This window comes from Burkholderia cepacia, assembly GCF_001039005.1.
GTDB lineage: Bacteria > Pseudomonadota > Gammaproteobacteria > Burkholderiales > Burkholderiaceae > Burkholderia > Burkholderia theae.
In genome coordinates this window covers 13,772-39,282 of sequence record NZ_LDWR01000077.1, presented here as the reverse complement: position 1 = coordinate 39,282, position 25,511 = coordinate 13,772, and the positions used below count along the sequence as shown (strand labels likewise).

Genomic DNA, 25,511 nt, shown 5'->3' with positions numbered 1-25,511 from the left:
GCCAAGCCATATTTTGGGATGACGATGAAAAAGACTGCTCTCGACTTCTGGGTCGGCCTGTTCGTGGTGGTGGGCTTCCTTGCGGTGCTGTTCCTGGCGCTGAAGGTCGGCAACATGAGCTCGCTGTCGTTTCAGCCGACCTACGCGGTGAAGATGAAATTCGACAATATCGGCGGGCTGAAGCCGCGCGCGGCCGTGAAGAGCGCGGGTGTCGTGGTCGGCCGCGTGAAGGCGATCGGCTTCGACACGAACACCTACCAGGCGCTGGTGACGATCGATATCGACGGCCAGTACCCGTTCCCGAAGGATTCGTCGGCGAAGATCCTGACGTCGGGCCTGCTCGGCGAACAATATATCGGCCTCGAGCCGGGCGGCGACACCGAAATGCTGAAGGCGGGCGATACGATCACGATGACGCAATCGGCGATCGTGCTCGAGAACCTGATCGGTCAGTTCCTGTACAGCAAGGCCGCCGATGCGGGCGGCGCGAAGCCGGCAGCCGGTGCGCCGGCCGCGCCGGCACCGGTGGCGGTACCTGCGTCGGCTGTGTCCGGTGCGGCGGCCCAATAACCACACGAGAGAATACAAGAGGGTAATGACCATGCAGACGATCCGCATCAGGCACGCCGCGCTCGCGGTGGCGGCAGTCGCCGCGTTGAGCGGCTGCGCGACCGTGCAGACGCCGACCAAGGGTGATCCGCTCGAAGGCTTCAACCGGACGATGTACAAGTTCAACGATACGGTCGACACGTACGCGCTGAAGCCGGTCGCGCAGGGCTACCAGTACGTGGTGCCGCAGCCGGTGCGCGACAGCGTGACGAACTTCTTCTCGAACATCGGCGACGTCTACATCGCGGCGAACAACATCGTGCAGTTGCGGATCGCGGACGGCGTCGGCGACCTGATGCGCGTCGTGATCAACACGGTGTTCGGCGTCGGTGGCCTGTTCGATGTGGCGACGATCGCGAAGCTGCCGAAGCACACGGCCGACTTCGGGATCACGATGGGCCGCTACGGCATGCCGTCGGGCCCGTATCTCGTGCTGCCGCTGCTCGGACCGAGCACGTTGCGCGACACGGCCGGCCTCGGCGTCGACTACGTTGGCAATCCGCTGACCTATGTGAAGCCGGACGGCGTGGGTTACGGCCTGTTCGGCGTGAACCTCGTCAACACGCGCGCGAACCTGCTCGGCGCGGGCGACGTGCTGAACGCCGCGGCGCTCGACAAGTATTCGTTCGTGCGTAACGCGTACCTGCAGCGCCGTCAGGCGCTGATCGACAACGCGCGCGGCGAAGCCGGCTCGACGGCGAGCAACGACGCGCTGCCGAAGTACGATCTGCCTGACGACGGCGCGGCACCGGCAGCAGCCGGCGCGGCCGGTACGGCGGGCGCAGCGGCCGTCGGCGGTGCGACGGCGCCGGCGGGTGCATCGGGCGCGGCGGTGGCCGCGCCGGCTTCGGGCACGACCGAATCGCCGAACCCGGCCAGCGAAACGAGCGTGCCGCCGATGCAGGTGGCGCCGCCGTCGCCGGGCGGGTTCCGCTTCCCGAGCATCCGGCTGCACTGACGGGCTTACATTCGTTACAGCCGGAAACGATTCAGTCGGTAGCGTGCGCGAACTTGCGCGTAAGCTACCTGCTCCAACCTTCGCATCGACTCATTCATGCAGGCCACTATGATGAAAAAACTGTTCCTGATCCCCGTATTCGCGGCACTGTTCTCGTTCGGCAGCGCAGCTCACGCGCAAGTCGACCAGTCGAACCCGCAGGTGCTGATCAAGACGGCGACGCAGCAGGTGCTCGACGAAGTCAAAGCGCAGACGATCAAGCAGGGCGACACCAATCGCATCATTACGATCGTCAACAAGGACATCCTGCCGTACACCGATTTCCGCCGCACCACGCAACTCGCGATGGGCCGCAACTGGCGCACCGCGACGGCCGAGCAGCAGCAGCAGGTTCAGGAGCAGTTCAAGCTGCTGCTGATCCGCACGTATTCGGGTGCGCTCGCGCAACTGAAGCCGGACCAGCAGATCCAGTACCCGCCGTTCCGCGCGGATCCGGCCGATACCGACGTCGTGGTCAAGACGGTCGCGTTGAACAACGGCCAGCCGGTCCAGATCGATTACCGCCTGTACAAGTCGGCGAACGGCTGGAAGGTGTATGACCTGAACGTGCTCGGCGCATGGCTGATCCAGACGTACCAGCAGCAGTTCAACGAGAAGATCCAGCAAAGCGGCGTGGACGGCCTGATCCAGTTCCTGACGCAGCGCAACCAGCAACTTGCCGCCGGCAAGCAGGCGTCGTGAGCGGCTTCGAAGCCGGCTCCTCGCTGACCGTCGCGAGCGCGAAGTCCGCGCTCGCGGACGGTCTTGCGCGCATCGGCGCGGGTGCGACCGCCGTCGATTGCGCGGCGCTGACGCAGTTCGACTCGTCCGCGCTCGCCGTGCTGCTCGCATGGCAACGTGCCGCCAAAGCGCGCGGCGCGACCCTTGACATCCTCAATCTCCCCCCGAAGCTCGCCAGCCTCGCGCGCGCCTACGGCGTCGACGCGCTCATCGAAGGCACCGGGCGACATTGACCCTGTCCGACCGGAGCCTGCCGCGCCAGCCGGCGCGCGCATGCTTCACGCCGCGCGTCTCCGGCGTCGGCTCCACCAGCCGGTTTGCCCTATAATCAAGCGTTTTGCGGGGCAGCCAATCGGCGTCCGGCCCCCATTTTCTTTCGCAGCAAGCACAGAATAGGCGTCGCGGCCATTGCGTCGCGCACAGTCATGTCAGCCATAGAAATCCGTCACGTCAAGAAGCGCTACAAATCGCTTCAGGCGCTCAAGGGCGTCAGCCTGTCGGTCGAGGAAGGCGAGTTCTTCGGTCTGCTCGGCCCCAACGGCGCAGGCAAGACCACGCTCATCAGCATCCTCGCCGGGCTTGCCCGGGCCGACGAAGGCAGTATCTCGGTGCGCGGCCACGACGTCGTCAAGGACTTCCGTGGTGCGCGCCGCGCACTCGGCGTCGTGCCGCAGGAACTCGTCTTCGACCCGTTCTTCACTGTTCGCGAGACGCTGCGGATCCAGTCCGGCTATTTCGGGCTGCGTCGCAACGACGACTGGATCGATGAAGTGATGGCCAATCTCGACCTGACCGAGAAGGCCGACGCGAACATGCGCGCGCTGTCGGGCGGGATGAAGCGCCGCGTGCTCGTCGCGCAGGCGCTCGTGCACCGGCCGCCCGTGATCGTGCTCGACGAGCCGACCGCCGGCGTCGACGTCGAACTGCGCCAGACGCTGTGGAAATTCATCTCGCGCCTGAACCGCGAGGGCCACACGATCGTGCTGACCACCCATTACCTCGAGGAAGCCGAGTCGCTGTGCGACCGCATCGCGATGCTGCGCCGTGGGGAAGTGGTCGCGCTCGACCGTACCGACGCGCTGCTGCGCCGCTTCGCGGGGCTGCAGCTCTATCTGCGCCTGGCGACGGGCGCGCTGCCCGCCGAGCTGCGCGGGCTGGAGACCGACCCGGCCGCGCGCGCGCCGGGCGAGCACCTGCTGCGCCTCACGAGTTACGACGATGTCGAGCGCATCCTGGCGCAATGCCGCGCGGCGGGCTGCACGTTCGACGAGATCGAGGTCCGCAAGGCCGACCTCGAGGATGTGTTCGTCCAGGTGATGAACGGGGCCGAGGTGATCGAGGGTCTGGCATGAGTGGTTTTCAAACGCTGTTCTACAAGGAACTGCTGCGTTTCTGGAAGGTGTCGTTCCAGACGGTATGCGCACCGATCGTGACGGCGCTGCTGTATCTGACGATCTTCGGCCACGCGCTGTCGGGCCGCGTCGAGGTGTATCCGGGCGTCGAGTACGTGAGCTTTCTCGTGCCGGGCCTCGTGATGATGAGCGTGCTGCAGAACGCGTTCGCGAACAGCTCGTCGTCGCTGATCCAGTCGAAGATCACCGGCAACCTCGTGTTCATGCTGCTGCCGCCGCTGTCGTACCGCGACATCTTCGGCGCGTACGTGCTCGCGTCCGTCGTGCGCGGGCTCGCGGTCGGCGCGGGCGTGTTCGTCGTGACGATCTGGTTCATCCCGATGCATTTCGCGGCGCCGCTGTTCATCATCGCGTTCGCGCTGCTCGGCTCGGCGATCCTCGGCACGCTCGGCTTGATCGCCGGGATCTGGGCCGAGAAGTTCGACCAGCTCGCCGCGTTCCAGAACTTCCTGATCATGCCGCTGACGTTCCTGTCCGGCGTGTTCTATTCGACGCACTCGCTGCCGCCCGTGTGGCGCGAGATCTCGCGTCTCAATCCGTTTTTCTACATGATCGACGGCTTCCGTTTCGGGTTCTTCGGCGCGTCCGACATCAACCCGTTCGCGAGCCTGGCGATCGTCGCCGGTTTCTTCGTGCTGCTCGCGATGATCGCGATGCGGCTGCTCGCGACCGGCTACAAACTGCGTCATTGATATCACTGGCTGCGGCCGCCTCGGGCGGCGCGCGCCGACAGGAGCCTTACACCATGTTGCCGACTCCCGAACAGGTCAAGCAATACATCGCCGGCGGTCTCGCCTGCACTCATCTGGAAGTCGAAGGCGACGGCCAGCATTTCTTCGCGACGATCGTGTCGGCGGCCTTCGAAGGCAAGCGGCCGATCCAGCGGCACCAGCTCGTCTATGCGGCGCTCGGCGATCGCATGAAGCAGGAAATTCACGCGCTCAGCATGAAGACGCTGACGCCCGCCGAATGGCAGAACGCATAACCGGAAAAACTGAGTGCAAGTCACCGTCAACGAGCGCGACGCCGTCAAGAGCGTCGCCACGGCACACCCGGCCGCCAACGGGGAATCGCACGGACATGGGATGGACAAGCTCGTGATCGAGGGCGGCCGCCGCCTGTCCGGCGAGATCGTCGTGTCGGGCGCGAAGAACGCCGCGCTGCCGATCCTGTGCGCGGGACTGCTCACCGCCGATCCGGTCGATCTCGACAACGTGCCGAATCTGCAGGACGTGCGCACCACGCTGAAGGTGCTGAACCAGATGGGCGTGAAGAGCGAGACCGACGGCTGCCGCGTGCAGCTCGACGCGTCGCGTGTCGACAACCTCGTTGCGCCGTACGAACTCGTGAAGACGATGCGCGCGTCGATCCTTGTGCTCGGGCCGCTGCTCGCGCGCTTCGGCGAGGCGAAGGTGTCGCTGCCGGGCGGCTGCGCGATCGGCGCGCGTCCGGTCGACCAGCACATCAAGGGCCTGCAGGCGATGGGCGCCGAAATCAGCATCGAGCACGGCTTCATCGAAGCGCGCGCGAAGCGCCTGAAGGGCGCGCGCATCGTGACCGACATGATCACGGTGACGGGGACGGAAAACCTGCTGATGGCCGCGACGCTCGCGGACGGCGAGACGGTGATCGAGAACGCGGCGCGCGAACCGGAAGTGAGCGATCTCGCACACTTGCTGGTCGCGATGGGCGCGAAAATCGACGGCATCGGCACCGATCGCCTCGTGATCCAGGGCGTCGAGCGGCTGCACGGCGCGCGCCATTCGGTGATCCCCGACCGCATCGAGGCCGGCACGTTCCTGTGCGCGGTCGCGGCGGCGGGCGGCGACGTGATGCTGACGGGCGTGCGCCCGCAGATCCTCGACGCGGTGATCGACAAGCTGCGCGAAGCCGGCGTGTCGATCGAGGAAGGCGACAGCTGGCTGCGCGTGAAGATGGACCGCCGGCCGTCGGCCGTGACGATCCGCACGTCGGAATACCCGGCGTTCCCGACCGACATGCAGGCGCAGTTCATGGCCCTCAATACCGTCTCGACGGGCACCGCGCAGGTCGTCGAAACCATTTTCGAGAACCGCTTCATGCACGTGCAGGAGCTGAACCGGCTCGGCGCGAACATCACGATCGACGGCAACACGGCGCTCGTGACGGGCGTCGAGAAACTGTCGGGCGCGAACGTGATGGCGACCGACCTGCGTGCGTCGGCGAGCCTCGTGATCGCCGGGCTGCGTGCCGACGGCGAAACGCTCGTCGACCGCATCTATCACCTGGACCGCGGTTACGACCGCATGGAAGCCAAACTGACCGCCGTCGGCGCGAACGTGCGCCGCCTCTCCGGGAGCCAAGCATGACCGCGCCGCTGACCCTCGCCCTGTCGAAGGGCCGGATTTTCGAGGAAACCCTGCCGCTGCTCGCTGCCGCCGGCATCCAGGTGGCCGAGGATCCGGAAACGTCGCGCAAGCTGATCCTGCCGACGACCGACCCGAACCTGCGCGTGATCATCGTGCGCGCGAGCGACGTGCCGACCTATGTCGAATACGGCGCGGCCGATTTCGGCGTGGCCGGCAAGGACGTGCTGGTCGAGCATGGCGGCTCGGGCCTGTACCAGCCGATCGATCTGAACATTGCGCGCTGCCGGATGTCGGTGGCCGTGTCGGCCGGCTTCGATTACGCGAACGCGGTGCGCCAGGGCGCGCGCCTGCGCGTCGCGACGAAGTACGTCGAAACGGCGCGCGAGCACTTTGCCGCGAAGGGCGTGCACGTCGACCTGATCAAGCTGTACGGCTCGATGGAACTGGCGCCGCTGGTCGGGCTGGCCGACGCGATCGTCGACCTCGTCAGCTCGGGCGGCACGCTGAAGGCGAACAATCTGGTCGAGGTCGAGGAGATCATGGCGATCTCGTCGCGCCTCGTCGTGAACCAGGCTGCGCTGAAGTTGAAGCGCGCGGCGCTCAAGCCGATTCTCGACGCGTTCGAACGCGCGTCGCAGAATGGCGGTTGAGCGCATCACCGTAACGGAACTCCCATGTCCATCACCATCCGCAAGCTCGATTCGACGAACGAAGGCTTCGGCGCCGCACTGCGCGCGTTGCTCGCATTCGATGCGAGCGAAGACGCGGCGATCGAGCAATCGGTCGCGCAGATCCTCGCCGACGTGAAGTCGCGCGGCGACGCCGCGGTGCTCGAGTACACGAACCGCTTCGACCGGCTGAGCGCGAGCAGCGTCGCCGCGCTCGAACTGCCGCAGGACGCGCTGCAGACGGCGCTCGACGGCCTCGCGCCGAAGGCTCGCGCGGCGCTCGAAGCGGCCGCGGCACGGGTGCGCGCGTACCACGAGAAGCAGAAGATCGAGTGCGGCACGCATAGCTGGCAGTACACGGAAAGCGACGGCACGGTGCTCGGCCAGAAGGTCACGCCGCTCGACCGCGTCGGCCTGTACGTGCCGGGCGGCAAGGCCGCGTATCCGTCGTCGGTGCTGATGAACGCGATTCCCGCGCGCGTCGCGGGCGTCGGCGAGATCGTGATGGTCGTGCCGACGCCGGACGGCGTGAAGAACGACCTCGTGCTCGCCGCGGCGCTGCTCGGCGGCGTCGATCGCGTGTTCACGATCGGCGGCGCGCAGGCGGTCGGCGCACTCGCGTACGGTACGGCGACGGTGCCGGCCGTCGACAAGATCTGCGGCCCCGGCAATGCGTATGTCGCGTCGGCGAAGCGCCGCGTGTTCGGCACGGTCGGCATCGACATGATCGCCGGTCCGTCGGAAATTCTCGTGCTCTGCGACGGCACGACCGATCCGAACTGGGTCGCGATGGACCTGTTCTCGCAAGCCGAGCACGACGAGCTCGCGCAATCGATCCTGCTGTGCCCGGACGGCGCGTTCCTCGACCGCGTCGAAAAGGCGATCGACGAGATGCTGCCGTCGATGTCGCGCCGGGACGTGATTCGCGCGTCGCTCGAAGGCCGCGGCGCGCTGATCAAGGTGCGCGACATGGCCGAGGCGTGCCGGATCGCGAACGACATTGCACCCGAGCACCTGGAAATTTCGGCGCTGGAACCGCAGCAATGGGGCCAGCAGATCCGCCACGCGGGCGCGATCTTCCTCGGCCGCTACACGAGCGAGAGCCTCGGCGACTACTGTGCGGGCCCGAACCACGTGCTGCCGACGTCGCGCACCGCGCGCTTCTCGTCGCCGCTCGGCGTGTACGACTTCATCAAGCGCTCGAGCCTGATCGAGGTCAGCGCCGAAGGCGCGCAGACGCTCGGCGAGATCGCGTCCGAGCTCGCGTACGGCGAAGGGCTGCAGGCGCACGCGAAGAGCGCCGAGTTCCGGATGAGGGGCTGACCGCGCGCTGCGCGGGGCCGGGGCAGGCGCCGATGCGCCGGCGCCGGCCGACCCCGAAGCCCGGGGTTGGAGACGAGTGCAGGGCGGCGGCCGCCGCCTTGCCGACCATTTGACGCCGGCGCGACGCACGCCGGCTTGAGACCATGACGACGCCACAAGACATCATCCGCCGCGACGTGCTCGCGATGACGAGCTACCCGGTGCCGGACGCGAGCGGGTTCGTGAAGCTCGACGCGATGGAGAACCCGTATCCGCTGCCCGAACCGCTCGCCGCGGCGCTCGGCGAGCGTCTCGCGCAGGTCGCGCTGAACCGCTACCCGGCGCCGCGCCCGGCCGCGCTGCTCGACAAGCTGCGCCACGCGATGGGCGTGCCGGCCGCTTGCGACGTGCTGCTCGGCAACGGGTCGGACGAAATCATCAGCATGATGTCGGTCGCGTGTGCGCGGCCGGGCGCGAAGGTGCTCGCGCCGGTGCCGGGCTTCGTGATGTACGAACTGTCCGCGAAGCTCGCGCAGCTCGAATTCGTCGGCGTGCCGCTGAAGGCCGACCTGACGCTCGACGTCGACGCGATGCTCGCGGCGATCGACGAGCACCGGCCGGCGATCGTCTATCTCGCGTACCCGAACAACCCGACCGGCACGCTGTACGACGATGCCGACGTCGAACGGATCGTCGCGGCCGCGCGGCACAGCCTGGTCGTGATCGACGAGGCGTATCAGCCGTTCGCCGAGCGCTCGTGGCTGCCGCGCGCCGCCGAGTTCGACAACGTCGTCGTGATGCGCACGGTGTCGAAGCTCGGCCTCGCGGGCATCCGCCTCGGCTATCTCGTCGGTTCGCCCGCGTGGCTGACCGAATTCGACAAGGTGCGCCCGCCGTACAACATCAACGTGCTGACCCAGGCGACCGCCGATTTCCTGCTCGACCACCTCGGCGTGCTCGACGCGCAGGCGGCCGAATTGCGTGCGGAACGCACGCGCCTCGCGCAGGCCGTGGCCGCGCTGCCGGGCGCGACGGTGTTCCCGAGCGCCGGCAATTTCCTGCTGGTGCGCGTGCCGGACGCGGCTGCCGTGTTCGACGCGCTGCTCACCGAGCGGGTGCTGGTCAAAAACGTGAGTAAAATGCATTCGTTGCTGGCTGAATGCGTGCGGCTGACCGTCGGTTCTCCCGACGAAAACGCCCGCCTGCTGGCTGCTTTGAAACTCGCGCTGCCCGGTTGAGCCCAGGGCGCGGCGGCGCGCGACGATCAATCCCCATTTACATCAGACTCAATCAAGGAATTGCCATGCGTGTGGCGGAAGTCGTTCGCAATACCAGCGAAACGCAGATCCGTGTGAAGCTCGATCTCGACGGCACCGGCCGGCAGAAGCTGGCCACCGGTGTGCCGTTTCTCGACCATATGCTCGACCAGATTGCGCGACACGGTCTGGTCGATCTCGAGGTCGAAGCGCATGGCGACACGCATATCGACGACCACCACACGGTCGAGGATGTCGGCATCACGCTCGGGCAGGCCGTCGCGAAGGCGATCGGCGACCGCAAGGGCATCCGCCGCTACGGCCACTCGTACGTGCCGCTCGACGAGGCGCTGTCGCGCGTCGTGATCGATTTCTCGGGCCGGCCGGGCCTCGAATTCCACGTGCCGTTCACGCGTGCGCGGATCGGCACGTTCGACGTCGACCTGTCGATCGAATTCTTCCGCGGTTTCGTGAATCACGCGGGCGTCACGCTGCACATCGACAACCTGCGCGGGATCAACGCGCACCATCAGCTCGAGACGGTGTTCAAGGCCTTCGGCCGTGCGCTGCGCGCGGCGGTGGAGCTGGACGAGCGTGCGGCGGGGCAGATCCCGTCGACGAAAGGCAGCCTCTGAACTTCCGAACGGACGGACGCTAAGGACAACCTCACGGCTTCGGCGTACGGCGCCGGCTTGCGATGGATCTGCTCAAATCGTTCATTTCGCTGCTTGCGCTGATCAACCCGATCGGCGCGGTGCCGTTTTTCCTGAGCCTGACGGCGCAGCAGACGGACGCCGAGCGGCGCCGCACGATCCGGATCGCGTCGGTGTCGGTGTTCTGCGTGATGACGGTGACGACGCTGCTCGGGCAGCAGATCATCGACTTCTTCGGCATTTCGGTCGGGTCGCTCGAAGTGGGCGGCGGGATCATCATGCTGCTGATGGCGATCAACATGCTGAACGCGCAGATCGGCAACACGCGATCGACGCCCGAGGAGCGCCACGAGGCCGAGCTGAAGGACAACATCGCGGTCGTGCCGCTGGCGATTCCGCTGCTCACGGGCCCCGGCTCGATCAGCACGGTGATCATCTACGCGGCGAATTCGCGTCACTGGTATGAACGGGCCGGGCTGGTCGCGATCGGCGCGGTCCTGGCTTTGCTGTGTTTCGTCGCGATGCGGCTCGCCGAGCCGATCGCGAACTGGATCGGCCGCACGGGCATCAACATCGCCACGCGGCTGATGGGTCTGATGCTGTCGGCGCTGGCGGTGGAATTCATCGTCAATGGACTGAGGGCACTACTGCCTGCACTGAGATGAAAACTTCGATTGCGATTGTGGATTATGGGATGGGCAACCTGCGCTCGGTCGCGCAGGCGCTCAAGAAGGCCGAACCGGCCGCCGACGTGGCCATCGTCGACACGCCGGCCGCGATTCGCGCGGCCGACCGCGTCGTGCTGCCCGGCCAGGGCGCGATGCCCGACTGCATGCGCTGTCTCGGCGAATCGGGCCTGCAGGAGGCCGTGATCGAGGCGTCGCGCACCAAGCCGCTGCTCGGCGTGTGCGTCGGCGAGCAGATGCTGTTCGACTGGAGCGCGGAAGGCGACACGAAGGGCCTCGGCCTATTGCCCGGCAAGGTCGTGCGTTTCGAGCTCGACGGCCGGCTGCAGGACGACGGTTCGCGCTTCAAGGTGCCGCAGATGGGCTGGAACCGCGTGCGCCAGTCGCAGCCGCACCCGCTGTGGGACGGCGTGCCCGACGACGCGTATTTCTACTTCGTGCACAGCTACTACGTGACGCCGGACAACCCGGCGCACACGGTGGGCGAAACCGCCTACGGCGCACCGTTTACGTCTGCGGTCGCACGGGATAACCTCTTCGCGACCCAATTCCACCCCGAGAAAAGCGCGGAGGTCGGGTTGCGTCTGTATCGCAACTTCGTACACTGGAAACCGTGAACGTCGCGTGCGTGCCACAGTCGACGGGCCGGAAAGGCCTGTCGCACGGGGCTTGCCCGCCAAGACGCCGAAAGAGTTGTACTAAACTAGCGAGACGGCGCGGCACCGGTTTGGCCGGTGCGCGCCGGATTCTTTTCTTTTTCCACGACGACATCCGATTGCTATGTTGCTGATTCCGGCCATCGATCTAAAAGACGGTCAATGTGTACGCCTGAAACAAGGCGATATGGACCAGGCTACGATTTTCTCCGAGAACCCAGCGGCGATGGCCCGCAAGTGGGTCGATCTCGGCGCCCGGCGGCTCCATCTGGTCGACCTGAACGGCGCATTCGCCGGCAAGCCGAGGAATCTCGAGGCGATCGAGGCGATCCTCGACGAAGTCGGCGATGAAATCCCCGTGCAGCTCGGCGGCGGCATCCGCAGCCTCGAGACGATCGAGAAGTACCTCGACGCCGGCCTGTCCTACGTGATCATCGGCACGGCGGCCGTGAAGGATCCGGGCTTCCTGCAGGATGCGTGCACCGCGTTCGCGGGCAGCATCATCGTCGGCCTGGATGCCAAGGACGGCAAGGTCGCGACCGACGGCTGGAGCAAGCTGACGGGCCACGAGGTGATCGATCTCGCGCGGAAGTTCGAGGACTACGGCGTCGAATCGATCGTCTACACGGACATCGGCCGCGACGGGATGCTGCAGGGCATCAACATCGAGGCGACCGTGAAGCTCGCGCAGGCGGTCGGTATCCCGGTGATCGCCAGCGGCGGCCTGTCGAATCTCACGGACATCGAGAACCTGTGCGAAGTGGAAGAGCAAGGCGTCGAAGGCGTGATCTGCGGCCGCGCGATCTACTCCGGCGATCTCGATTTCGCGGCCGCGCAAAAGCGCGCGGACGAACTGAACGGCGAACTCGACAACGCGTAACCGCGGTTGTCCCGTTCGCCGGGGCTGCCCGCGGGCGGCCCCGACCGGAAGCCTCGCGCGAGGCTTCCGTAACCGGCCGTCCCATCGCGGCATTTGGCGCAACATCATGGCTCTAGCTAAACGCATCATCCCCTGCCTGGACGTGACTGCCGGGCGTGTCGTCAAGGGCGTCAACTTCGTCGAGCTGCGCGACGCCGGCGACCCCGTCGAAATCGCCCGCCGCTACGACGACCAGGGTGCCGACGAACTGACCTTCCTCGACATTACCGCGACCTCCGACCAGCGCGACCTGATCCTGCCGATCATCGAAGCCGTTGCATCGCAGGTCTTCATTCCGTTGACGGTCGGCGGCGGCGTGCGCGCCGTCGAGGACGTGCGGCGCCTGCTGAACGCGGGCGCGGACAAGGTCAGCATGAATTCGTCGGCGGTCGCGAACCCGCAGCTCGTGCGCGACGCGGCCGACAAGTACGGCTCGCAGTGCATCGTCGTCGCGATCGACGCGAAGCGCGTGTCGGCCGATGGCGAGACGCCGCGCTGGGAAGTGTTCACGCACGGCGGCCGCAAGGGCACGGGCCTCGACGCGATCGAATGGGCGCGCAAGATGGCCGAGCTCGGCGCGGGCGAAATCCTGCTCACGAGCATGGACCGCGACGGCACGAAGTCGGGTTTCGACCTCGCGCTCACGCGCGGCGTGTCGGACGCGGTGCCGGTGCCGGTGATCGCGTCGGGCGGCGTCGGCTCGCTGCAGCATCTCGCGGACGGCATCAAGGACGGCCGCGCCGACGCGGTGCTGGCGGCGAGCATCTTCCACTACGGCGAGCACACGGTCGGCGAGGCGAAGCGCTTCATGGCCGACCAGGGCATCCCGGTGAGGCTGTGATGAATACGGAAACGAAATCCCTGCCCGCGTGGCTCGACAAGGTTCGCTGGGACGACAACGGCCTCGTGCCGGTGATCGCGCAGGAAGCGTCGACGAACGACGTGCTGATGTTCGCGTGGATGAACCGCGAGGCACTGGCGAAGACGATCGAGACGCAGCGCGCGGTCTATTACTCGCGCTCGCGCAAGCGCCTGTGGTTCAAGGGCGAGGAGTCGGGCCACGTGCAGCATGTGCACGAGGTGCGGCTCGATTGCGACGAGGACGTCGTGCTGCTGAAGGTCGAGCAGGTGTCGGGCATCGCGTGCCACACCGGCCGGCATTCGTGCTTCTTCCAGAAATTCGAAGGCAACGTCGACAGCGGCGACTGGGTCGCGGTCGATCCGGTGCTGAAAGACCCCGAACACATCTACAAATGACGCAATCCACCGAAGACACGCTGCTGCGCCTCGCGGCCGTGATCGATAGCCGCAAGGGCGGCGATCCCGATCAATCGTACGTATCGCGCCTGTTCCACAAGGGCGACGACGCGGTGCTGAAGAAGATCGGCGAAGAGGCGACGGAAGTCGTGCTGGCCGCGAAGGACGTGCGCCAGGGCGGCGCGCCGACCGCGCTCGTCGGCGAGGTGGCCGACCTGTGGTTTCACTGCCTCGTGATGCTGTCGCACTTCGACCTGAGCCCGGCCGACGTGATCGCCGAACTCGAGCGCCGCGAAGGATTGTCGGGCATCGAGGAGAAGGCGCTGCGCAAGCGCCGCGAGCGCGAGGAAAACGGCGGGTGACAGGCTTTGTCGCGGGACGGCCACAGTGCGGTAAGCTGTAAGAAATGTCATCTAACGGGGGTAGCATCATGACCGATACGCCAAGCCAGTTTCCGCCGCCGTCGGTGCCGGGGGCCGCGGACGCTGAACGCCTGAACGGGCTGCGCACGCTGACTCACGTGCTCTATGGCCTCTATGCGTTTCATTGGCTGACGGGCGGCGTGACGGGCATCATCGCGATCATCATCAACTACGTGAAGCGCGGCGATGTGGCCGGCACGCCGTATGCCGATCACTTCGAGTGGCAGATCCGCACGTTCTGGCGCGCACTGATCGCGTACGTGATCGGGTTCGCGCTGATGTTCATCGTGATCGGATTTGCAGTGATGTTTGTCACATGGATCTGGACGCTGTACCGTATTATCAAGGGTTGGCTGTACCTGAACGACAACAAGACGCTCGATCCGCAGGCGTGGTTCTGACCGGCCACGCGCGGGCGTCAGCAGGAGCAACATGAGTCACGATCCGAATTGCCTGTTCTGCAAGATCGCGGCAGGCGAGATCCCGAGCACGAAGGTGCACGAGGACGACGAATTCGTCGCGTTCCGCGACATCCGCCCGGCGGCCGAGACGCACGTGCTCGTGATTCCGCGCCAGCACTTGCCGACGCTGTCGGCGGCGAGCGAAGGCGATGCGCCGATGCTCGGCCGGCTGATGCTGCTCGTGTCGCGCCTCGCCGAGCAACTCGGCGTAGCGTATACGGGCGGCGAAACCGGTTTCCGCACGGTGATCAACACGGGTCCCGGCGGCGGGCAGGAGGTCTATCACCTGCACGCGCATATCCTGGCCGGCCCGCGCCCCTGGCAGCGGATGGGTTGACGGCGCGGGGCGTTTCCCCGCATCCGATAGTCGAAGCCGGCGCGTCGCCGGCGATTTGCGCCGCGAAGCGGTGTGGTTGAGGAGAGGTTTCATCATGGGTGGATTGAGCATTTGGCACTGGCTGATCGTGCTGCTGATCGTCGCGCTGGTTTTCGGTACGAAGAAGCTGCGCAACATCGGCAACGACCTCGGCAGCGCGGTGAAGGGTTTCAAGGACGGCATGAAGGAAGGCGAGACGCCGGCGGACGCGCAGCAACTGCCGCGCTCGGGCTCGGTCGACGTCAACGCGAAGGAAACGACGCGTTCCGATTCGAACAAGGCGTAACGCCCGTACGCTGACAGGCTCGCAATGCTGGATCTCGGTCTTTCGAAGATGGCGCTGATCGGCGTCGTCGCGCTCGTGGTGCTCGGCCCCGAGCGCCTGCCGCGCGTCGCGCGTACGGCAGGCGCATTGTTCGGCCGCGCGCAGCGGTACATCAACGACGTGAAGGCCGAGGTCTCGCGCGAAATCGAACTCGACGCGCTGCGGACGATGAAGACCGATTTCGAGTCGGCCGCGCGCAATGTCGAGACGACGATTCACGACAACCTGCGCGAGCACGAGAAGGAACTGAACGACACGTGGCATTCCGCGGTCGGCGGTCTTAACGAAGGTTCCGGCGATGCCGGGTCCTACGGTTCCGACACGCCCGCGGCGCCGTCGTGGCGCGGCAGCATGACCGCGCTTGCGCCGAAGCGCCGCAACTGGCGCGTCAAGCAGGCGGCGACGCCTGTCTGGTACAAGCGCGCGACCACCCGCCGCACACACGTGCAGTCGGGCGCCGCGCGTGTCGCGCGCCACCAGCCGGCCAGCCTGCGCCGGCCGACGCGCTTCTTCTGAGCCGAGCGCATGCTCGCACGTTTATCCTACCGAGGGCCGGCGTGAGCGACCCCCAGCAGAACCCGGGCGACGCCCCGGAAGAAACCTTCATTTCCCATCTCGTCGAGCTTCGCGATCGCATCATTCGCGCGGGGCTGGCCGTGATCGTCGTGTTCCTCGGGCTCGTCTACTGGGCGCCCGACATCTTCAAGCTGCTCGCGCGGCCGTTGATGCAGAACCTGCCGAAGGACGGCAAGATGATCGTGACCGACGTCACCGGCTCGTTCTTCGTGCCGATGAAGGTCACGATGCTCGTCGCGCTCGTGATCGCGCTGCCGGTCGTGCTGTACCAGATCTGGGCGTTTGTTGCGCCGGGGCTGTACCAGCACGAGAAGAAGCTCGTCGTGCCGCTCGTCGGCAGCAGCTACTTCCTGTTCCTGTGCGGGATGGCGTTCGCGTACTTCCTCGTGTTTCCGACGATCTTCCGCGTGATGGCGCACTACAACGCGCCGCTCGGCGCCGAGATGACGACCGACATCGACAACTACCTGAGCTTCGTGCTCGGGATGTTCATCGCGTTCGGGGTCACGTTCGAGGTGCCGATCGTCGTCGTGCTGCTCGTCCGGATGGGCGTGCTGACGGTGAAGAAGCTGAAGGAGATCCGGCCGTACGTGATCGTCGGCGCGTTCGTCGTCGCGGCGGTCGTCACGCCGCCGGACGTGTTCTCGCAACTGATGCTCGCGCTGCCGCTCATCGTGCTGTACGAGGCCGGGATCCTGGCCGCGCGGTTCTTCGTGCCGAAGAAGCCGGCCGAAGAGGGCGAGGCGGGGAACGGCGAAGCCGCGAGCTGACGATGAGGCGCCGGGCGGCGCGCGGAGGCTGGCCTTGCGGCCAGGCGTGATGCGGCCCGGTGGCGTTGCCGGCGGAAAGCGGGTCGAGGCCACGTCACCGGCAACACACAACACGGTCTTCGATGCAAAACAAAAGGGCAGCCTCGGCTGCCCTTTTTCATTTCCGTTCACGGCCGGCACGCGGCGGCGCGCCGCCCGCCGAACGTCATTCGGTATCGCTGTCCTGCTCGTCGAGCGTTTGTTTCGGCGGCGGCGGGCGCTTGCCGATCACGACGTTCACGTCAAACTCCTTGCCCTTGCGCACGACGTGCACCTTGGTCGGCGTGCCCGGCTTGATCTGCGCGACGACGTTCAGCAGCTTCGTCGTGTCGGTGATTTCCTCGCCGTTGACCGTGACCAGGATGTCGCCCGGCTTGATGCCGGCCTTGTCGGCCGGGCCACCCTGCAGCACGCCCGCGACGATCGCGCCCGATTTCTGCTGCAGCCCGAACGACTCGGCGATTTCCGGCGTGACGTCCTGCGGCTCGACGCCGATCCAGCCGCGCGTGACCGAGCCCGACGTGATGATGCTTTCGAGCACCGTGCGCGCGGTCGACACGGGAATCGCGAAGCCGATGCCGAGCGAGCCGCCCGAGCGCGAGTAGATCGCCGTGTTGATGCCGAGCAGGTTGCCGTTTACGTCGACCAGCGCGCCGCCCGAGTTGCCGGGGTTGATCGGCGCGTCGGTCTGGATGAAGTTCTCGAACGTGTTGATGCCGAGGTGGTTGCGACCGAGCGCGCTGATGATCCCCATCGTGACCGTCTGACCGACGCCGAACGGGTTGCCGATCGCGAGCACGACGTCGCCGACCCGCGACTGGTCGGAACGGCCGAGCGTGATCGTCGGCAGGTTCGTCATGTTGATCTTCAGCACGGCCAGGTCGGTCTCGGGATCGCTGCCGATCACCTTCGCGGTGGCCGTACGGCCGTCGGCGAGCGCGACTTCGATCTGGTCGGCGCCGTCCACGACGTGCTGGTTCGTTAGAATGTAACCTTCAGGGCTCACGATAACGCCCGAGCCAAGGTTGGCTGCCGGTTCGTCCTGCTGCTTGCGGGCGTTGCGGTCGCCGAAGAAGTAGCGGAACAGCGGATCTTTCGCGCGCGGGTCGGGCGGCAGCGAGCCGTCCTTGCTGGAGAATACGTTGACGACGGCCGGCATCGCCTTCTGCGCGGCTTCCGCGTACGACGTGGTCGCCGGCGCGCCGCCGATGCCCGGTGCGACTTCCCGCAGCGCAACGATCGGCGTGGCGAGCTGCTTGCCGAGCTGTCCTTGCCGTTGCAGCCATTGCGGCTTGAGCGTCACGACGATGAACATCAGCGCGAGCAGCACGGTAACCGCCTGCGCGAAGAACAGCCAGAAGCGTCTAAGCATCTGAATGGATTAGAGGTTTATATGGATCGGATCGAACTTGAATTGTACTTGAACAATACCCTTGAAACCGCTCGCTTCAAGGACTATTGCCCGAACGGTCTCCAGGTCGAGGGGCGCCGCAAGGTCGAAAAGATCGCCACCGGCGTGACCGCGTCGGTCGCGTTCCTGGAGGCCGCGCTCGAATGGGGGGCGGATGCCGTGCTCGTTCATCACGGCTATTTCTGGCGTAACGAGGCGCCGCAGATCACGGGCCGCAAGTACCAGCGCCTGAAGCTGCTGCTCGCGAACGACCTGAACCTGTTCGCGTTCCACCTGCCGCTCGACGCGCATCCCGAATTCGGCAACAACGCGCAGCTCGGCGCGAAGCTCGGGCTGATCGGTGAGCAGCGGTTCGGCGAAGGCGACCTCGGCTGGATGGCCACGCTGCCGATGCCCGTCACGCTCGAGCACTTCGTCGCGAAGGTCGAGCGCGTGCTCGGCCGCACGCCGCTCGTGCTCGGCGATTCGGACATGCAGCTGCGCCGCATCGCGTGGTGCACGGGCGCCGCGCAGAGCTATTTCGACGCGGCGATCGATGCCGGCGCGGACGTGTTCCTGACCGGCGAGGTGTCCGAATACGTGACGCACACGGCGGCCGAGAGCGGCGTCGCGTTCGTTGCGGCAGGGCACCATGCGACCGAACGCTACGGAATCCAGGCGCTCGGCGCCCATTTATCCGAAGAATTCGATCTCGAACACCTTTTTATCGATATTCATAATCCGGTCTGAACCACGGATTTGCGGCGGCGCATCGAAATTTCACAATGAAGCAGACGCTTAAAAGCGAAATGATTTAATCGCTCCGGTAGTGGGGGAAAACCCTTAACTATCAATCACTTCGAAGGGATTTTCATCTCCGGGCCTTGTAAATGACGACTCCATTCGAGCAAACTAGCGGCGGAATGGAAAGTGGTGACGGAAAATCCAACTCAGAAGTGGGGCGTGTGATGCGAGACAAGGAAGAGAAACGCGTCGACAGCGGCCGCCGTACCTGGCTGATTGCGACATCCGTAGCAGGTGGCGTGGGAGGCGTAGCCACCGTCATACCTTTCGCGGCGTCGCTTGCGCCGTCCGAGAAAGCGAAAGCGGCCGGTGCGCCGGTCGAGGTCGACATCAGCGGCCTGAAGCCCGGCGAGATGGTCACCGTGCCGTGGCGCGGCAAACCCGTCTGGATCCTGAATCGCACCGATTCGATGCTGGCCGACGTGGTCAAGGCCGACAAGGAAGTGGCCGATCCCACCACGAAATCCCCGTATTCGATGCCGTTGCCCGCGTATTGCGCCAACGAATATCGCGCGCGGGCCGATCGCAAGAACATTCTCGTCGTGATGGCCGTGTGTACGCACCTCGGCTGCACGCCTAGCCAACGCTTCACGCCGGGTCCGCAGCCGAACCTGCCGGACGACTGGCCGGGTGGTTTCCTGTGCCCGTGCCACGGTTCGACCTACGACCTCGCCGGCCGTGTGTTCAAGAACAAGCCGGCGCCTCAGAATCTCGACATCCCGCCCTATATGTTCACGTCGGCGACGTCCCTCGTGATCGGCAAGGACGAGAAAGGAGAAGCGTGATGGCTGGCGACAACAAAGAAGTCTCCACGACAGGTCTCACCGGCTGGATCGACCAGCGCTTCCCGCTCACGTCCACCTGGAAGAAGCACGTTTCCGAGTACTACGCGCCGAAGAACTTCAACTTCTGGTACTTCTTCGGCTCCCTCGCGCTGCTGGTGCTCGTCAACCAGATCGTCACGGGCATCTTCCTGACGATGAACTACAAGCCCGACTCGACGCTCGCGTTCGCGTCGGTCGAGTACATCATGCGTGAGGTGCCGTGGGGCTGGCTGATCCGCTACATGCACTCCACGGGTGCGTCGCTGTTCTTTGTCGTCGTCTACCTGCACATGTTTCGCGGGCTGATGTACGGTTCGTACCGCAAGCCGCGCGAACTCGTGTGGATCTTCGGCTGCGCGATCTTCCTGTGCCTGATGGCCGAAGCGTTCTTCGGCTACCTGCTGCCGTGGGGTCAGATGTCGTTCTGGGGCGCGCAGGTGATCGTGAACCTGTTCTCGGCGATCCCGTTCGTCGGCCCGGACCTGTCGCTGTGGATCCGCGGCGACTACGTGGTGTCCGACGTCACGCTGAACCGCTTCTTCGCGTTCCACGTGATCGCGATTCCGCTCGTGCTGGTCGGCCTCGTGATCGCGCACCTCGTCGCACTGCACGAAGTGGGGTCAAATAACCCGGACGGCATCGAGATCAAGGCGAAGAAGGGCGAGAACGGCATTCCGCTCGACGGCATCCCGTTCCACCCGTACTACTCGGTGCACGATTTCTTCGGCGTGTGCGTGTTCCTGATGGTGTTCGCGCTGATCGTGTTCTTCTCGCCGGAGATGGGCGGCTACTTCCTCGAGGCGAACAACTTCGTCCCGGCGAACCCGCTGCAGACGCCGCCCGAGATCGCGCCGGTCTGGTATTTCACCGCGTTCTACGCGATGCTGCGCGCCACCACCGACCCGTTCAAGATCGTGCTGATGATCGTGATCGCGCTGCTCGGCGTGCTTGCGCTGATCCGCGCGCGCGGCAAGTGGAAGGCCGGGCTGCCGGTGCTGGCCGCGGCGATCGTCGTGTTCATGTTCCTGACGGAATCGAAGTTCTGGGGCGTCGTCGTGATGGGCTCGGCGGTGATCACGCTGTTCTTCCTGCCGTGGCTCGACCGCAGCCCGGTGAAGTCGATCCGCTACCGGCCGCTGTTCCACAAGGTGTTCCTCGGGATCTTCATCGCGGCGTTCCTGATCCTCGCGTTCCTCGGCACGCGGCCGCCATCGCCGGCCTCGACGCTGATCGCGCAGGTGTGTGCGCTGATTTACTTCGCGTTCTTCCTCGGCATGCCCGTCTGGACGCCGCTTGGCACGTTCAAGCAGCCGCCGGAGCGGGTGCGCTTCAAGCCCCATTAACGAGAGCGAGGAGAGAACGACATGAAGAAACTGCTTTCGACACTCGCGCTGATCGGGGCGACCGCGTGTGCGCTGCTGGTGGCGCCGGCCGTGCGGGCGGAAGGTAATTTTCCGCTCGACCGGGCGCCCGATAACACGGAAAATCTCGTTTCGCTTCAGCACGGCGCGCAATTGTTTGTAAACTATTGCCTGAACTGCCACAGCGCGAACCTGATGCGCTACAACCGTCTGACGGATCTGGGCATATCCCAGAAGGAGATCGAAACGAATCTCCTGTTCACGACCGACAAGGTCGGGAGCACGATGTCCGTCGCGATGCGGCCCGAAGACGCGAAGAACTGGCTCGGCACCTCGCCGCCCGACCTGTCGGTCGAGGAGCGGGCGCGCGGCCGCGACTGGCTGTATACGTATCTGCGGAGTTTCTACCGCGACGATACGCGGCCGACCGGCTGGAACAACGCGGTGTTCGAGAACGTCGGCATGCCCCATGTATTGTGGCAGCTGCAGGGGCAGCGCACCGCCAGATTCGAAGACAAGACGGACGAGGAGACGGGCGAGAAGGTCCACACGCTCGTTGGCTTCCAGCAGGTCACGCCGGGGACGCTGTCGTCACCGGATTATGATGCTGCGGTTGCCGACCTGGTGGCCTATATGACGTGGATGTCCGAGCCGGCCCAGCAGACCCGCAAGCGCCTCGGCGTGTGGGTGCTGATTTTTCTCGGGGTCCTGACTTTCCTGGCTTGGCGGCTCAATGCCGCGTACTGGAAAGATATCAAGTAATCACGCCTGACCGGCGTGGGGCCGGCGCAAGGCGGAACCCGTGAAAGGGGTTGCGCCGCGTGCCGGCCCTCGGCTTTTTTGAGGAAATGTAAATATGATGGTTCTGTATTCCGGCACAACTTGCCCGTTCTCCCAGCGTTGCCGGCTGGTGCTGTTCGAGAAGGGCATGGACTTCGAGATCCGCGACGTCGACCTGTTCAACAAGCCGGAAGATATTTCGGTGATGAACCCGTATGGCCAGGTGCCGATCCTGGTCGAGCGCGACTTGATCCTGTACGAATCGAACATCATCAACGAGTACATCGACGAGCGCTTCCCGCATCCGCAACTGATGCCGGCCGACCCGGTGCAGCGCGCACGTGCGCGCCTGTTCCTGCTCAACTTCGAGAAGGAACTGTTCGTTCACGTCAGCACGCTCGAGAACGAGAAGGGCAAGGCTGCGGAGAAGAACCACGAGAAGGCACGCCTCGCGATCCGCGATCGCCTGACGCAGCTCGCGCCGATCTTCCTGAAGAACAAGTACATGCTCGGCGAAGAGTTCTCGATGCTCGACGTCGCGATCGCACCGCTGCTGTGGCGTCTGGATCACTACGGCATCGAGCTGTCGAAGAACGCCGCGCCGCTGATGAAGTACGCCGAACGGATCTTCAGCCGTCCGGCCTATATCGAAGCACTGACGCCGTCCGAAAAGGTCATGCGTCGTTAATGGCATGACGGAGAGGGTGACGCGGCGTGCCGCGCGCCCGCTCCGGGTTCGAGGATTGTGATGCAAGAGATTTCAACGAAGCCTTATCTGCTGCGCGCGTTGTACGAGTGGTGCACCGATAACGGTTACACGCCGCATATCGCGGTGAGGGTCGACAACTCGACGCGTGTGCCGCGTCAGTTCGTGCGTGACGGCGAGATCGTGCTCAACATCAGCTTCGAGGCGACGAGCCAGTTGCAGATGGGCAACGAGTGGATCGAGTTCACGGCCCGGTTCTCCGGGAAGGCGCACAAGATCGAGATTCCGGTTGCCAACGTGCTCGCGATCTATGCGCGCGAGAACGGGCAGGGGATGGCGTTCCAGGTCGATGCGGTTGCGGGTGAAGGCGAGGATTCGGGCACGTTCGACGAAGAGGCAGTGCAGGCGGATGATGCGCAGCGCGACGAGCCGCCGTCACCGCTGATGCCGGTTGCCGACAGCGGCGCGAACGAGGAACCGTCCGAAGGTGCCGACGAACCGCCGAAAACTGATGGCGATGGTTCGAAAGGCGGCAGCAGACCTCGCCTCAAGATCGTGAAATGAGGTAGAATCTCGCGCTTACGCCGGCTTAGCTCATCTGGTAGAGCAGTTGATTTGTAATCATCAGGTGGCGGGTTCGAGTCCTGCAGCCGGCACCAATACGGATAAGGGTTCCAGCAATGGAACCCTTATTTTTTTGTTCTACAATTTGCTGCGTGTTCTACAAAAGAATACCGCCGCATCCGATTCGTCAACAGTAGCGAGTCTGTTGGAGCTTGACCTCGCACGCGGAACGCACACTTGGCCAAGACATGCTAAGCGAACGTGACATCAAGCAGGCTGTCCTCGACAAGCTTTCTTCCAAAGCTCTTGCCGACGATGCCGTCATTGTCAGCGAAATGGTGGTTGGCAAGGCTGACCGGCGTGCTGACCTCGTCGTAGCAAACGGGCATCTCCATGCAGTAGAAATCAAGAGCGATTTGGATTCCCTCAGGCGCTTGGAGGGCCAGCTCGCCGTTTATCTCAGTCGATTCGACAAGGTCACGCTAGTTGTATCGAAGAAGTTTGTTGAGCAGGCGCTAGAAAGTTCGCCGAGCCGAGTGGCTGTTTGGGAGGCCAGCGAGACGAGTGCCGGAATCGCCAAACTAACCATTCGCAGGCAAGGCCGGATTGAGCCGGTTAAGGATAAGAGCCTGCTCTGTGACTTCCTGCTGAAAAGCGAGCTATTGAAAATTGCTCGGCTCATGGACGAGTCAGCGAGGCTGGCGGAGCTTTCGCGCGAAGCATTGGTCGAAAAAATCAAGGCACTGCCGTTAACCGCCGTTCGAAAATACGTGCTGGCGAATGTTAAAGACCGCTATCGCGAGACTTTCCACCGCGCCGCAAACACTGATGCGGCTGAGGTGCCAAACGTTGACAACCTCAGCCGCATCACGGTCAAACGACGAGCCGTTGCGATGTCAGTCGAGCCGACGACACGCACGCGTCACTACGAACCACGGCAAGTGAACCTGTTGCGCTTCTTTCCCGACGGAGATATCCCCGAGGGCATACCGACGCACGTCTTGGTCCCCGTGGTCAATTAAAGCCAGTCGTCCTCGTCATTTGGCTCGTTGGAGCGTTTTCCCAATGCGAACAATTGGTATGTGATGTGTAAATTCACGCGCACAGAGATCGCAGTCACTGCGCCGGCGATCTGGTCGCCCTTTTCTTGCGCAGTGTTCTTGATCATTTGAGCGCCCCAGCTCGATTCACTTTCCAGCTCAGGGAAGTCGAACAGCACTTGCTGGGCAATTTCGACGAAGGCATCGCCTTTCCGGCGAGGGCGGCGCTCAAAGTACCAAGAATGGTCGGTTGGGATGTCAAGGCGTGGGATAAACATGCCAACTGCGTCGTCGTACACGACTGAATGAATCGACGCGTGATCGCCATACATGACGATGTCAGAACCGATCTCCTCGTAAAGAACGTGTTCCAGCATATCGATCTTTCCCGACGATTCCACGCCCTTGTCGAGAAACTGGGTGACAGAGCGAGGATAGCTTGTCCCCGCCAGAACACGCGATGCCTCAGGAACTTCTTCGACGATCCGATTTAGCGACTTGAGTACGCTCTCTAGCACACCGGATTTGATGCGTTTCGTAGACAGGTCGCGAATGTACCCGGCATCGATCACGATCAACGCGTTCTCCGGCATGTCCAGTGCATAGAGCGCGGCCAACGTATGGTCCAGATCACTCTGATAGTTGCGTACGCGAAAAACAGGCTGCCTGCCGTCGCGTTCAATTGCTTGAGCTTGACGGACTATGTCACGAACACGCGCGTCGCTAGAGAACTGGACAACCGGAACGACTTGGGGGACGTTCTTCAAGAAGGTGAGCCATTGTGCAAACCCCTTCTCCGGATTTAGCAAATCCCGGACGGCATCGTTCTGATGCTGCAGATCTTTGGACAGATCGAGCATGTACGGTCGGTCCCCCAGACACTCGCTGACCTTGGCAAGCGCCTTATCCACACCGTCCGTGTTACGCCACTTACCAAGCGAGATGAGAGGCAGAATTGAGTCTTTCTGCTCGTCGTCAAGCTTTCCCAGCCCCGCAAGCTCGGCGGTTCGTGTCCGCAGAATCGGAAAATAACTGAACTTCTCAAAAAAATTCTTACTCATCGTCCGCCTCCGCATCATCGCGTCGCTCAGCATAGTCCCTAAGCTTCGTGCGGATATTTTCTCGAATCGGCTCTGGGTTAATAACGCCAGTCAACGCCACGGCAATATCCCGATACGTGCTCAGATCTCGCGATAGCTCGATCGAATCATTTTTAGCGCGAATTGCTTCGTCCTGTGCACTCTTGACCGAGCGCTCCATCTGCTCGACGACGGACAGACCTTTCCATCCCATCACGAAGGCAAGGATGGCGGCAAATCCCCAGCCAGATACGGCGAGGTATTGTAGTTCGCTGCTGGGCCGCGCGAGGTAGACGCTTAGCGCAATACCTCCAACGCCTACCAACAAGCTGCAAATCGAAACAAGCCGATCATAGTTCATTGCCATGGTCTCTTCGACGGCTGTAATGCCAACCCCTGACGCGCAATCTCTATAGGCTACTTCGTTGGCTTCACGGTCGAGCCGCGCTTTTGAACATAATGTTCGGTCATCGATACGCTCCCGTGACCC

At 64.2% G+C, this 25,511-nt stretch carries 33 protein-coding genes and 1 tRNA gene; 31 read left to right on the top strand and 3 right to left on the bottom strand.

Features of this window, described 5'->3' with window-relative positions; genetic code table 11:
* The first annotated feature begins 18 nt into the window (after nt 1-18).
* From mlaD to tatC, 23 genes are all read left to right on the top strand, one after another.
* Nucleotides 19-570, top strand: a complete 552-nt coding sequence (gene mlaD / locus VL15_RS35290; RefSeq protein WP_048251412.1) for an outer membrane lipid asymmetry maintenance protein MlaD — start codon at nt 19-21, stop codon at nt 568-570.
* A 31-nt stretch (nt 571-601) separates the two neighbouring features.
* Nucleotides 602-1,567 (top strand): VacJ family lipoprotein, encoded by a 966-nt coding sequence (locus VL15_RS35285; RefSeq protein WP_048251448.1) that lies wholly within the window; start codon nt 602-604, stop codon nt 1,565-1,567.
* A gap of 111 nt (nt 1,568-1,678) precedes the next feature.
* Nucleotides 1,679-2,308, top strand: a complete 630-nt coding sequence (locus tag VL15_RS35280) for an MlaC/ttg2D family ABC transporter substrate-binding protein (RefSeq protein ID WP_048251447.1) — start codon at nt 1,679-1,681, stop codon at nt 2,306-2,308.
* Complete coding sequence (locus VL15_RS35275; protein WP_027788544.1) at nt 2,305-2,580, top strand: STAS domain-containing protein; 276 nt, start codon at nt 2,305-2,307, stop codon at nt 2,578-2,580. The genes VL15_RS35280 and VL15_RS35275 overlap by 4 nt, the downstream gene beginning before the upstream one ends.
* Before the next feature lie 192 nt (nt 2,581-2,772).
* Complete coding sequence (locus VL15_RS35270) at nt 2,773-3,699, top strand: ABC transporter ATP-binding protein (protein WP_034189820.1); 927 nt, start codon at nt 2,773-2,775, stop codon at nt 3,697-3,699.
* Complete coding sequence (locus tag VL15_RS35265; RefSeq protein ID WP_048251411.1) at nt 3,696-4,451, top strand: ABC transporter permease; 756 nt, start codon at nt 3,696-3,698, stop codon at nt 4,449-4,451. Before VL15_RS35270 ends, VL15_RS35265 begins: the two co-directional genes overlap by 4 nt.
* 53 nt (nt 4,452-4,504) lie before the next feature.
* Nucleotides 4,505-4,744, top strand: a complete 240-nt coding sequence (locus VL15_RS35260; protein ID WP_006477131.1) for a BolA family protein — start codon at nt 4,505-4,507, stop codon at nt 4,742-4,744.
* A 13-nt stretch (nt 4,745-4,757) separates the two neighbouring features.
* A complete protein-coding gene (gene murA / locus VL15_RS35255; RefSeq protein WP_048251410.1) occupies nt 4,758-6,107 on the top strand; it encodes a UDP-N-acetylglucosamine 1-carboxyvinyltransferase in 1,350 nt (449 codons plus the stop codon).
* Complete coding sequence (hisG, locus tag VL15_RS35250) at nt 6,104-6,757, top strand: ATP phosphoribosyltransferase (RefSeq protein ID WP_048251409.1); 654 nt, start codon at nt 6,104-6,106, stop codon at nt 6,755-6,757. Before murA ends, hisG begins: the two co-directional genes overlap by 4 nt.
* Nucleotides 6,758-6,781: 24 nt before the next feature.
* Nucleotides 6,782-8,098: a histidinol dehydrogenase gene (gene hisD, locus VL15_RS35245; protein ID WP_048251408.1), complete on the top strand. Its 1,317-nt coding sequence runs from the start codon at nt 6,782-6,784 to the stop codon at nt 8,096-8,098.
* A 143-nt stretch (nt 8,099-8,241) separates the two neighbouring features.
* On the top strand, nt 8,242-9,315 hold the full coding sequence (gene hisC / locus VL15_RS35240; protein ID WP_048251407.1) for a histidinol-phosphate transaminase: 1,074 nt from the start codon (nt 8,242-8,244) through the stop codon (nt 9,313-9,315).
* 65 nt (nt 9,316-9,380) lie between these two features.
* A complete protein-coding gene (hisB, locus tag VL15_RS35235; RefSeq protein WP_011546606.1) occupies nt 9,381-9,968 on the top strand; it encodes an imidazoleglycerol-phosphate dehydratase HisB in 588 nt (195 codons plus the stop codon).
* 62 nt (nt 9,969-10,030) lie between these two features.
* The gene (locus VL15_RS35230; RefSeq protein WP_048251406.1) at nt 10,031-10,651 is read left to right on the top strand and encodes a YchE family NAAT transporter; all 621 of its coding nucleotides are present in this window, start codon (nt 10,031-10,033) and stop codon (nt 10,649-10,651) included.
* Nucleotides 10,648-11,289, top strand: a complete 642-nt coding sequence (gene hisH / locus VL15_RS35225; protein WP_014898304.1) for an imidazole glycerol phosphate synthase subunit HisH — start codon at nt 10,648-10,650, stop codon at nt 11,287-11,289. The genes VL15_RS35230 and hisH overlap by 4 nt, the downstream gene beginning before the upstream one ends.
* A 163-nt stretch (nt 11,290-11,452) precedes the next feature.
* Nucleotides 11,453-12,208 (top strand): 1-(5-phosphoribosyl)-5-[(5-phosphoribosylamino)methylideneamino]imidazole-4-carboxamide isomerase, encoded by a 756-nt coding sequence (gene hisA, locus VL15_RS35220; RefSeq protein WP_048251405.1) that lies wholly within the window; start codon nt 11,453-11,455, stop codon nt 12,206-12,208.
* Nucleotides 12,209-12,314: 106 nt separating this feature from the next.
* Nucleotides 12,315-13,088 (top strand): imidazole glycerol phosphate synthase subunit HisF, encoded by a 774-nt coding sequence (gene hisF / locus VL15_RS35215; RefSeq protein ID WP_047899625.1) that lies wholly within the window; start codon nt 12,315-12,317, stop codon nt 13,086-13,088.
* Nucleotides 13,088-13,504: a phosphoribosyl-AMP cyclohydrolase gene (gene hisI, locus VL15_RS35210; protein ID WP_048251404.1), complete on the top strand. Its 417-nt coding sequence runs from the start codon at nt 13,088-13,090 to the stop codon at nt 13,502-13,504. The genes hisF and hisI overlap by 1 nt, the downstream gene beginning before the upstream one ends.
* On the top strand, nt 13,501-13,866 hold the full coding sequence (locus VL15_RS35205; RefSeq protein ID WP_006485344.1) for a phosphoribosyl-ATP diphosphatase: 366 nt from the start codon (nt 13,501-13,503) through the stop codon (nt 13,864-13,866). Before hisI ends, VL15_RS35205 begins: the two co-directional genes overlap by 4 nt.
* Before the next feature lie 68 nt (nt 13,867-13,934).
* Nucleotides 13,935-14,327, top strand: a complete 393-nt coding sequence (locus VL15_RS35200) for a DUF4870 family protein (protein WP_048251403.1) — start codon at nt 13,935-13,937, stop codon at nt 14,325-14,327.
* 31 nt (nt 14,328-14,358) lie between these two features.
* The gene (locus VL15_RS35195; RefSeq protein WP_048251402.1) at nt 14,359-14,724 is read left to right on the top strand and encodes a histidine triad nucleotide-binding protein; all 366 of its coding nucleotides are present in this window, start codon (nt 14,359-14,361) and stop codon (nt 14,722-14,724) included.
* Nucleotides 14,725-14,818: 94 nt separating this feature from the next.
* A complete protein-coding gene (gene tatA / locus VL15_RS35190; protein WP_034183658.1) occupies nt 14,819-15,049 on the top strand; it encodes a Sec-independent protein translocase subunit TatA in 231 nt (76 codons plus the stop codon).
* 24 nt (nt 15,050-15,073) lie between these two features.
* Nucleotides 15,074-15,604 carry a Sec-independent protein translocase protein TatB gene (gene tatB, locus VL15_RS35185; RefSeq protein WP_048251401.1) on the top strand — a complete coding sequence of 177 codons (531 nt, stop codon included), beginning with the start codon at nt 15,074-15,076 and terminating at the stop codon, nt 15,602-15,604.
* 41 nt (nt 15,605-15,645) lie between these two features.
* A complete protein-coding gene (gene tatC, locus VL15_RS35180; protein ID WP_048251400.1) occupies nt 15,646-16,434 on the top strand; it encodes a twin-arginine translocase subunit TatC in 789 nt (262 codons plus the stop codon).
* Nucleotides 16,435-16,639: 205 nt separating this feature from the next.
* Here tatC and VL15_RS35175 read toward each other — a convergent pair whose 3' ends face one another.
* Nucleotides 16,640-17,845, bottom strand: a complete 1,206-nt coding sequence (locus tag VL15_RS35175) for a S1C family serine protease (RefSeq protein ID WP_048251399.1) — start codon at nt 17,843-17,845, stop codon at nt 16,640-16,642.
* Nucleotides 17,846-17,866: 21 nt separating this feature from the next.
* On the opposite strand from VL15_RS35175, the gene VL15_RS35170 reads away from it, so the two are divergent.
* From VL15_RS35170 to VL15_RS35135, 8 genes are all read left to right on the top strand, one after another.
* The gene (locus tag VL15_RS35170) at nt 17,867-18,613 is read left to right on the top strand and encodes a Nif3-like dinuclear metal center hexameric protein (RefSeq protein ID WP_048251398.1); all 747 of its coding nucleotides are present in this window, start codon (nt 17,867-17,869) and stop codon (nt 18,611-18,613) included.
* A 218-nt stretch (nt 18,614-18,831) separates the two neighbouring features.
* A complete protein-coding gene (gene petA, locus VL15_RS35165) occupies nt 18,832-19,452 on the top strand; it encodes a ubiquinol-cytochrome c reductase iron-sulfur subunit (protein WP_048251397.1) in 621 nt (206 codons plus the stop codon).
* On the top strand, nt 19,452-20,834 hold the full coding sequence (locus VL15_RS35160) for a cytochrome b (protein ID WP_048251396.1): 1,383 nt from the start codon (nt 19,452-19,454) through the stop codon (nt 20,832-20,834). Before petA ends, VL15_RS35160 begins: the two co-directional genes overlap by 1 nt.
* A gap of 21 nt (nt 20,835-20,855) precedes the next feature.
* Nucleotides 20,856-21,614, top strand: a complete 759-nt coding sequence (locus VL15_RS35155; protein ID WP_048251395.1) for a cytochrome c1 — start codon at nt 20,856-20,858, stop codon at nt 21,612-21,614.
* A gap of 94 nt (nt 21,615-21,708) precedes the next feature.
* On the top strand, nt 21,709-22,320 hold the full coding sequence (locus tag VL15_RS35150; protein WP_014898290.1) for a glutathione S-transferase N-terminal domain-containing protein: 612 nt from the start codon (nt 21,709-21,711) through the stop codon (nt 22,318-22,320).
* 60 nt (nt 22,321-22,380) lie between these two features.
* Entirely contained in the window at nt 22,381-22,902 is a 522-nt protein-coding gene (locus VL15_RS35145) for a ClpXP protease specificity-enhancing factor (RefSeq protein ID WP_048251394.1), read from the top strand.
* 19 nt (nt 22,903-22,921) lie between these two features.
* Nucleotides 22,922-22,997 (top strand) — tRNA-Thr (locus tag VL15_RS35140).
* A gap of 153 nt (nt 22,998-23,150) precedes the next feature.
* A complete protein-coding gene (locus tag VL15_RS35135) occupies nt 23,151-23,924 on the top strand; it encodes a sce7726 family protein (protein ID WP_053077766.1) in 774 nt (257 codons plus the stop codon).
* On the opposite strand, the gene VL15_RS35130 is transcribed toward VL15_RS35135, so the two are convergent.
* Together VL15_RS35130 and VL15_RS35125 are read right to left on the bottom strand one after the other, a co-directional pair.
* Nucleotides 23,921-25,003: a beta family protein gene (locus VL15_RS35130; RefSeq protein WP_048251445.1), complete on the bottom strand. Its 1,083-nt coding sequence runs from the start codon at nt 25,001-25,003 to the stop codon at nt 23,921-23,923. The two genes, VL15_RS35135 and VL15_RS35130, sit on opposite strands and share 4 nt — an antisense overlap.
* Nucleotides 24,996-25,388 carry a hypothetical protein gene (locus VL15_RS35125; RefSeq protein WP_048251393.1) on the bottom strand — a complete coding sequence of 131 codons (393 nt, stop codon included), beginning with the start codon at nt 25,386-25,388 and terminating at the stop codon, nt 24,996-24,998. Before VL15_RS35125 ends, VL15_RS35130 begins: the two co-directional genes overlap by 8 nt.
* Nucleotides 25,389-25,511 lie beyond the last annotated feature (123 nt).

What these genes read in the sequence shown, in the direction of transcription:
- VL15_RS35160 (WP_048251396.1), top strand. Translation starts at nt 19,452, where the DNA reads ATGGCTGGCGACAACAAAGAAGTCTCCACGACAGGTCTCACCGGCTGG.
- hisD (WP_048251408.1), top strand. Translation starts at nt 6,782, where the DNA reads ATGTCCATCACCATCCGCAAGCTCGATTCGACGAACGAAGGCTTCGGC.
- VL15_RS35270 (WP_034189820.1), top strand. Translation starts at nt 2,773, where the DNA reads ATGTCAGCCATAGAAATCCGTCACGTCAAGAAGCGCTACAAATCGCTT.
- VL15_RS35195 (WP_048251402.1), top strand. Translation starts at nt 14,359, where the DNA reads ATGAGTCACGATCCGAATTGCCTGTTCTGCAAGATCGCGGCAGGCGAG.
- VL15_RS35135 (WP_053077766.1), top strand. Translation starts at nt 23,151, where the DNA reads ATGCTAAGCGAACGTGACATCAAGCAGGCTGTCCTCGACAAGCTTTCT.
- tatA (WP_034183658.1), top strand. Translation starts at nt 14,819, where the DNA reads ATGGGTGGATTGAGCATTTGGCACTGGCTGATCGTGCTGCTGATCGTC.
- VL15_RS35260 (WP_006477131.1), top strand. Translation starts at nt 4,505, where the DNA reads ATGTTGCCGACTCCCGAACAGGTCAAGCAATACATCGCCGGCGGTCTC.
- tatB (WP_048251401.1), top strand. Translation starts at nt 15,074, where the DNA reads ATGCTGGATCTCGGTCTTTCGAAGATGGCGCTGATCGGCGTCGTCGCG.
- VL15_RS35125 (WP_048251393.1), bottom strand. Translation starts at nt 25,388, where the DNA reads ATGGCAATGAACTATGATCGGCTTGTTTCGATTTGCAGCTTGTTGGTA.
- VL15_RS35280 (WP_048251447.1), top strand. Translation starts at nt 1,679, where the DNA reads ATGAAAAAACTGTTCCTGATCCCCGTATTCGCGGCACTGTTCTCGTTC.
- VL15_RS35285 (WP_048251448.1), top strand. Translation starts at nt 602, where the DNA reads ATGCAGACGATCCGCATCAGGCACGCCGCGCTCGCGGTGGCGGCAGTC.
- VL15_RS35145 (WP_048251394.1), top strand. Translation starts at nt 22,381, where the DNA reads ATGCAAGAGATTTCAACGAAGCCTTATCTGCTGCGCGCGTTGTACGAG.
- VL15_RS35170 (WP_048251398.1), top strand. Translation starts at nt 17,867, where the DNA reads ATGGATCGGATCGAACTTGAATTGTACTTGAACAATACCCTTGAAACC.
- VL15_RS35265 (WP_048251411.1), top strand. Translation starts at nt 3,696, where the DNA reads ATGAGTGGTTTTCAAACGCTGTTCTACAAGGAACTGCTGCGTTTCTGG.
- VL15_RS35130 (WP_048251445.1), bottom strand. Translation starts at nt 25,003, where the DNA reads ATGAGTAAGAATTTTTTTGAGAAGTTCAGTTATTTTCCGATTCTGCGG.
- VL15_RS35205 (WP_006485344.1), top strand. Translation starts at nt 13,501, where the DNA reads ATGACGCAATCCACCGAAGACACGCTGCTGCGCCTCGCGGCCGTGATC.
- VL15_RS35175 (WP_048251399.1), bottom strand. Translation starts at nt 17,845, where the DNA reads ATGCTTAGACGCTTCTGGCTGTTCTTCGCGCAGGCGGTTACCGTGCTG.
- hisA (WP_048251405.1), top strand. Translation starts at nt 11,453, where the DNA reads ATGTTGCTGATTCCGGCCATCGATCTAAAAGACGGTCAATGTGTACGC.
- hisF (WP_047899625.1), top strand. Translation starts at nt 12,315, where the DNA reads ATGGCTCTAGCTAAACGCATCATCCCCTGCCTGGACGTGACTGCCGGG.
- VL15_RS35155 (WP_048251395.1), top strand. Translation starts at nt 20,856, where the DNA reads ATGAAGAAACTGCTTTCGACACTCGCGCTGATCGGGGCGACCGCGTGT.
- hisC (WP_048251407.1), top strand. Translation starts at nt 8,242, where the DNA reads ATGACGACGCCACAAGACATCATCCGCCGCGACGTGCTCGCGATGACG.
- hisI (WP_048251404.1), top strand. Translation starts at nt 13,088, where the DNA reads ATGAATACGGAAACGAAATCCCTGCCCGCGTGGCTCGACAAGGTTCGC.
- petA (WP_048251397.1), top strand. Translation starts at nt 18,832, where the DNA reads ATGCGAGACAAGGAAGAGAAACGCGTCGACAGCGGCCGCCGTACCTGG.
- hisH (WP_014898304.1), top strand. Translation starts at nt 10,648, where the DNA reads ATGAAAACTTCGATTGCGATTGTGGATTATGGGATGGGCAACCTGCGC.
- VL15_RS35150 (WP_014898290.1), top strand. Translation starts at nt 21,709, where the DNA reads ATGATGGTTCTGTATTCCGGCACAACTTGCCCGTTCTCCCAGCGTTGC.
- VL15_RS35230 (WP_048251406.1), top strand. Translation starts at nt 10,031, where the DNA reads ATGGATCTGCTCAAATCGTTCATTTCGCTGCTTGCGCTGATCAACCCG.
- hisB (WP_011546606.1), top strand. Translation starts at nt 9,381, where the DNA reads ATGCGTGTGGCGGAAGTCGTTCGCAATACCAGCGAAACGCAGATCCGT.
- mlaD (WP_048251412.1), top strand. Translation starts at nt 19, where the DNA reads ATGACGATGAAAAAGACTGCTCTCGACTTCTGGGTCGGCCTGTTCGTG.
- hisG (WP_048251409.1), top strand. Translation starts at nt 6,104, where the DNA reads ATGACCGCGCCGCTGACCCTCGCCCTGTCGAAGGGCCGGATTTTCGAG.
- VL15_RS35200 (WP_048251403.1), top strand. Translation starts at nt 13,935, where the DNA reads ATGACCGATACGCCAAGCCAGTTTCCGCCGCCGTCGGTGCCGGGGGCC.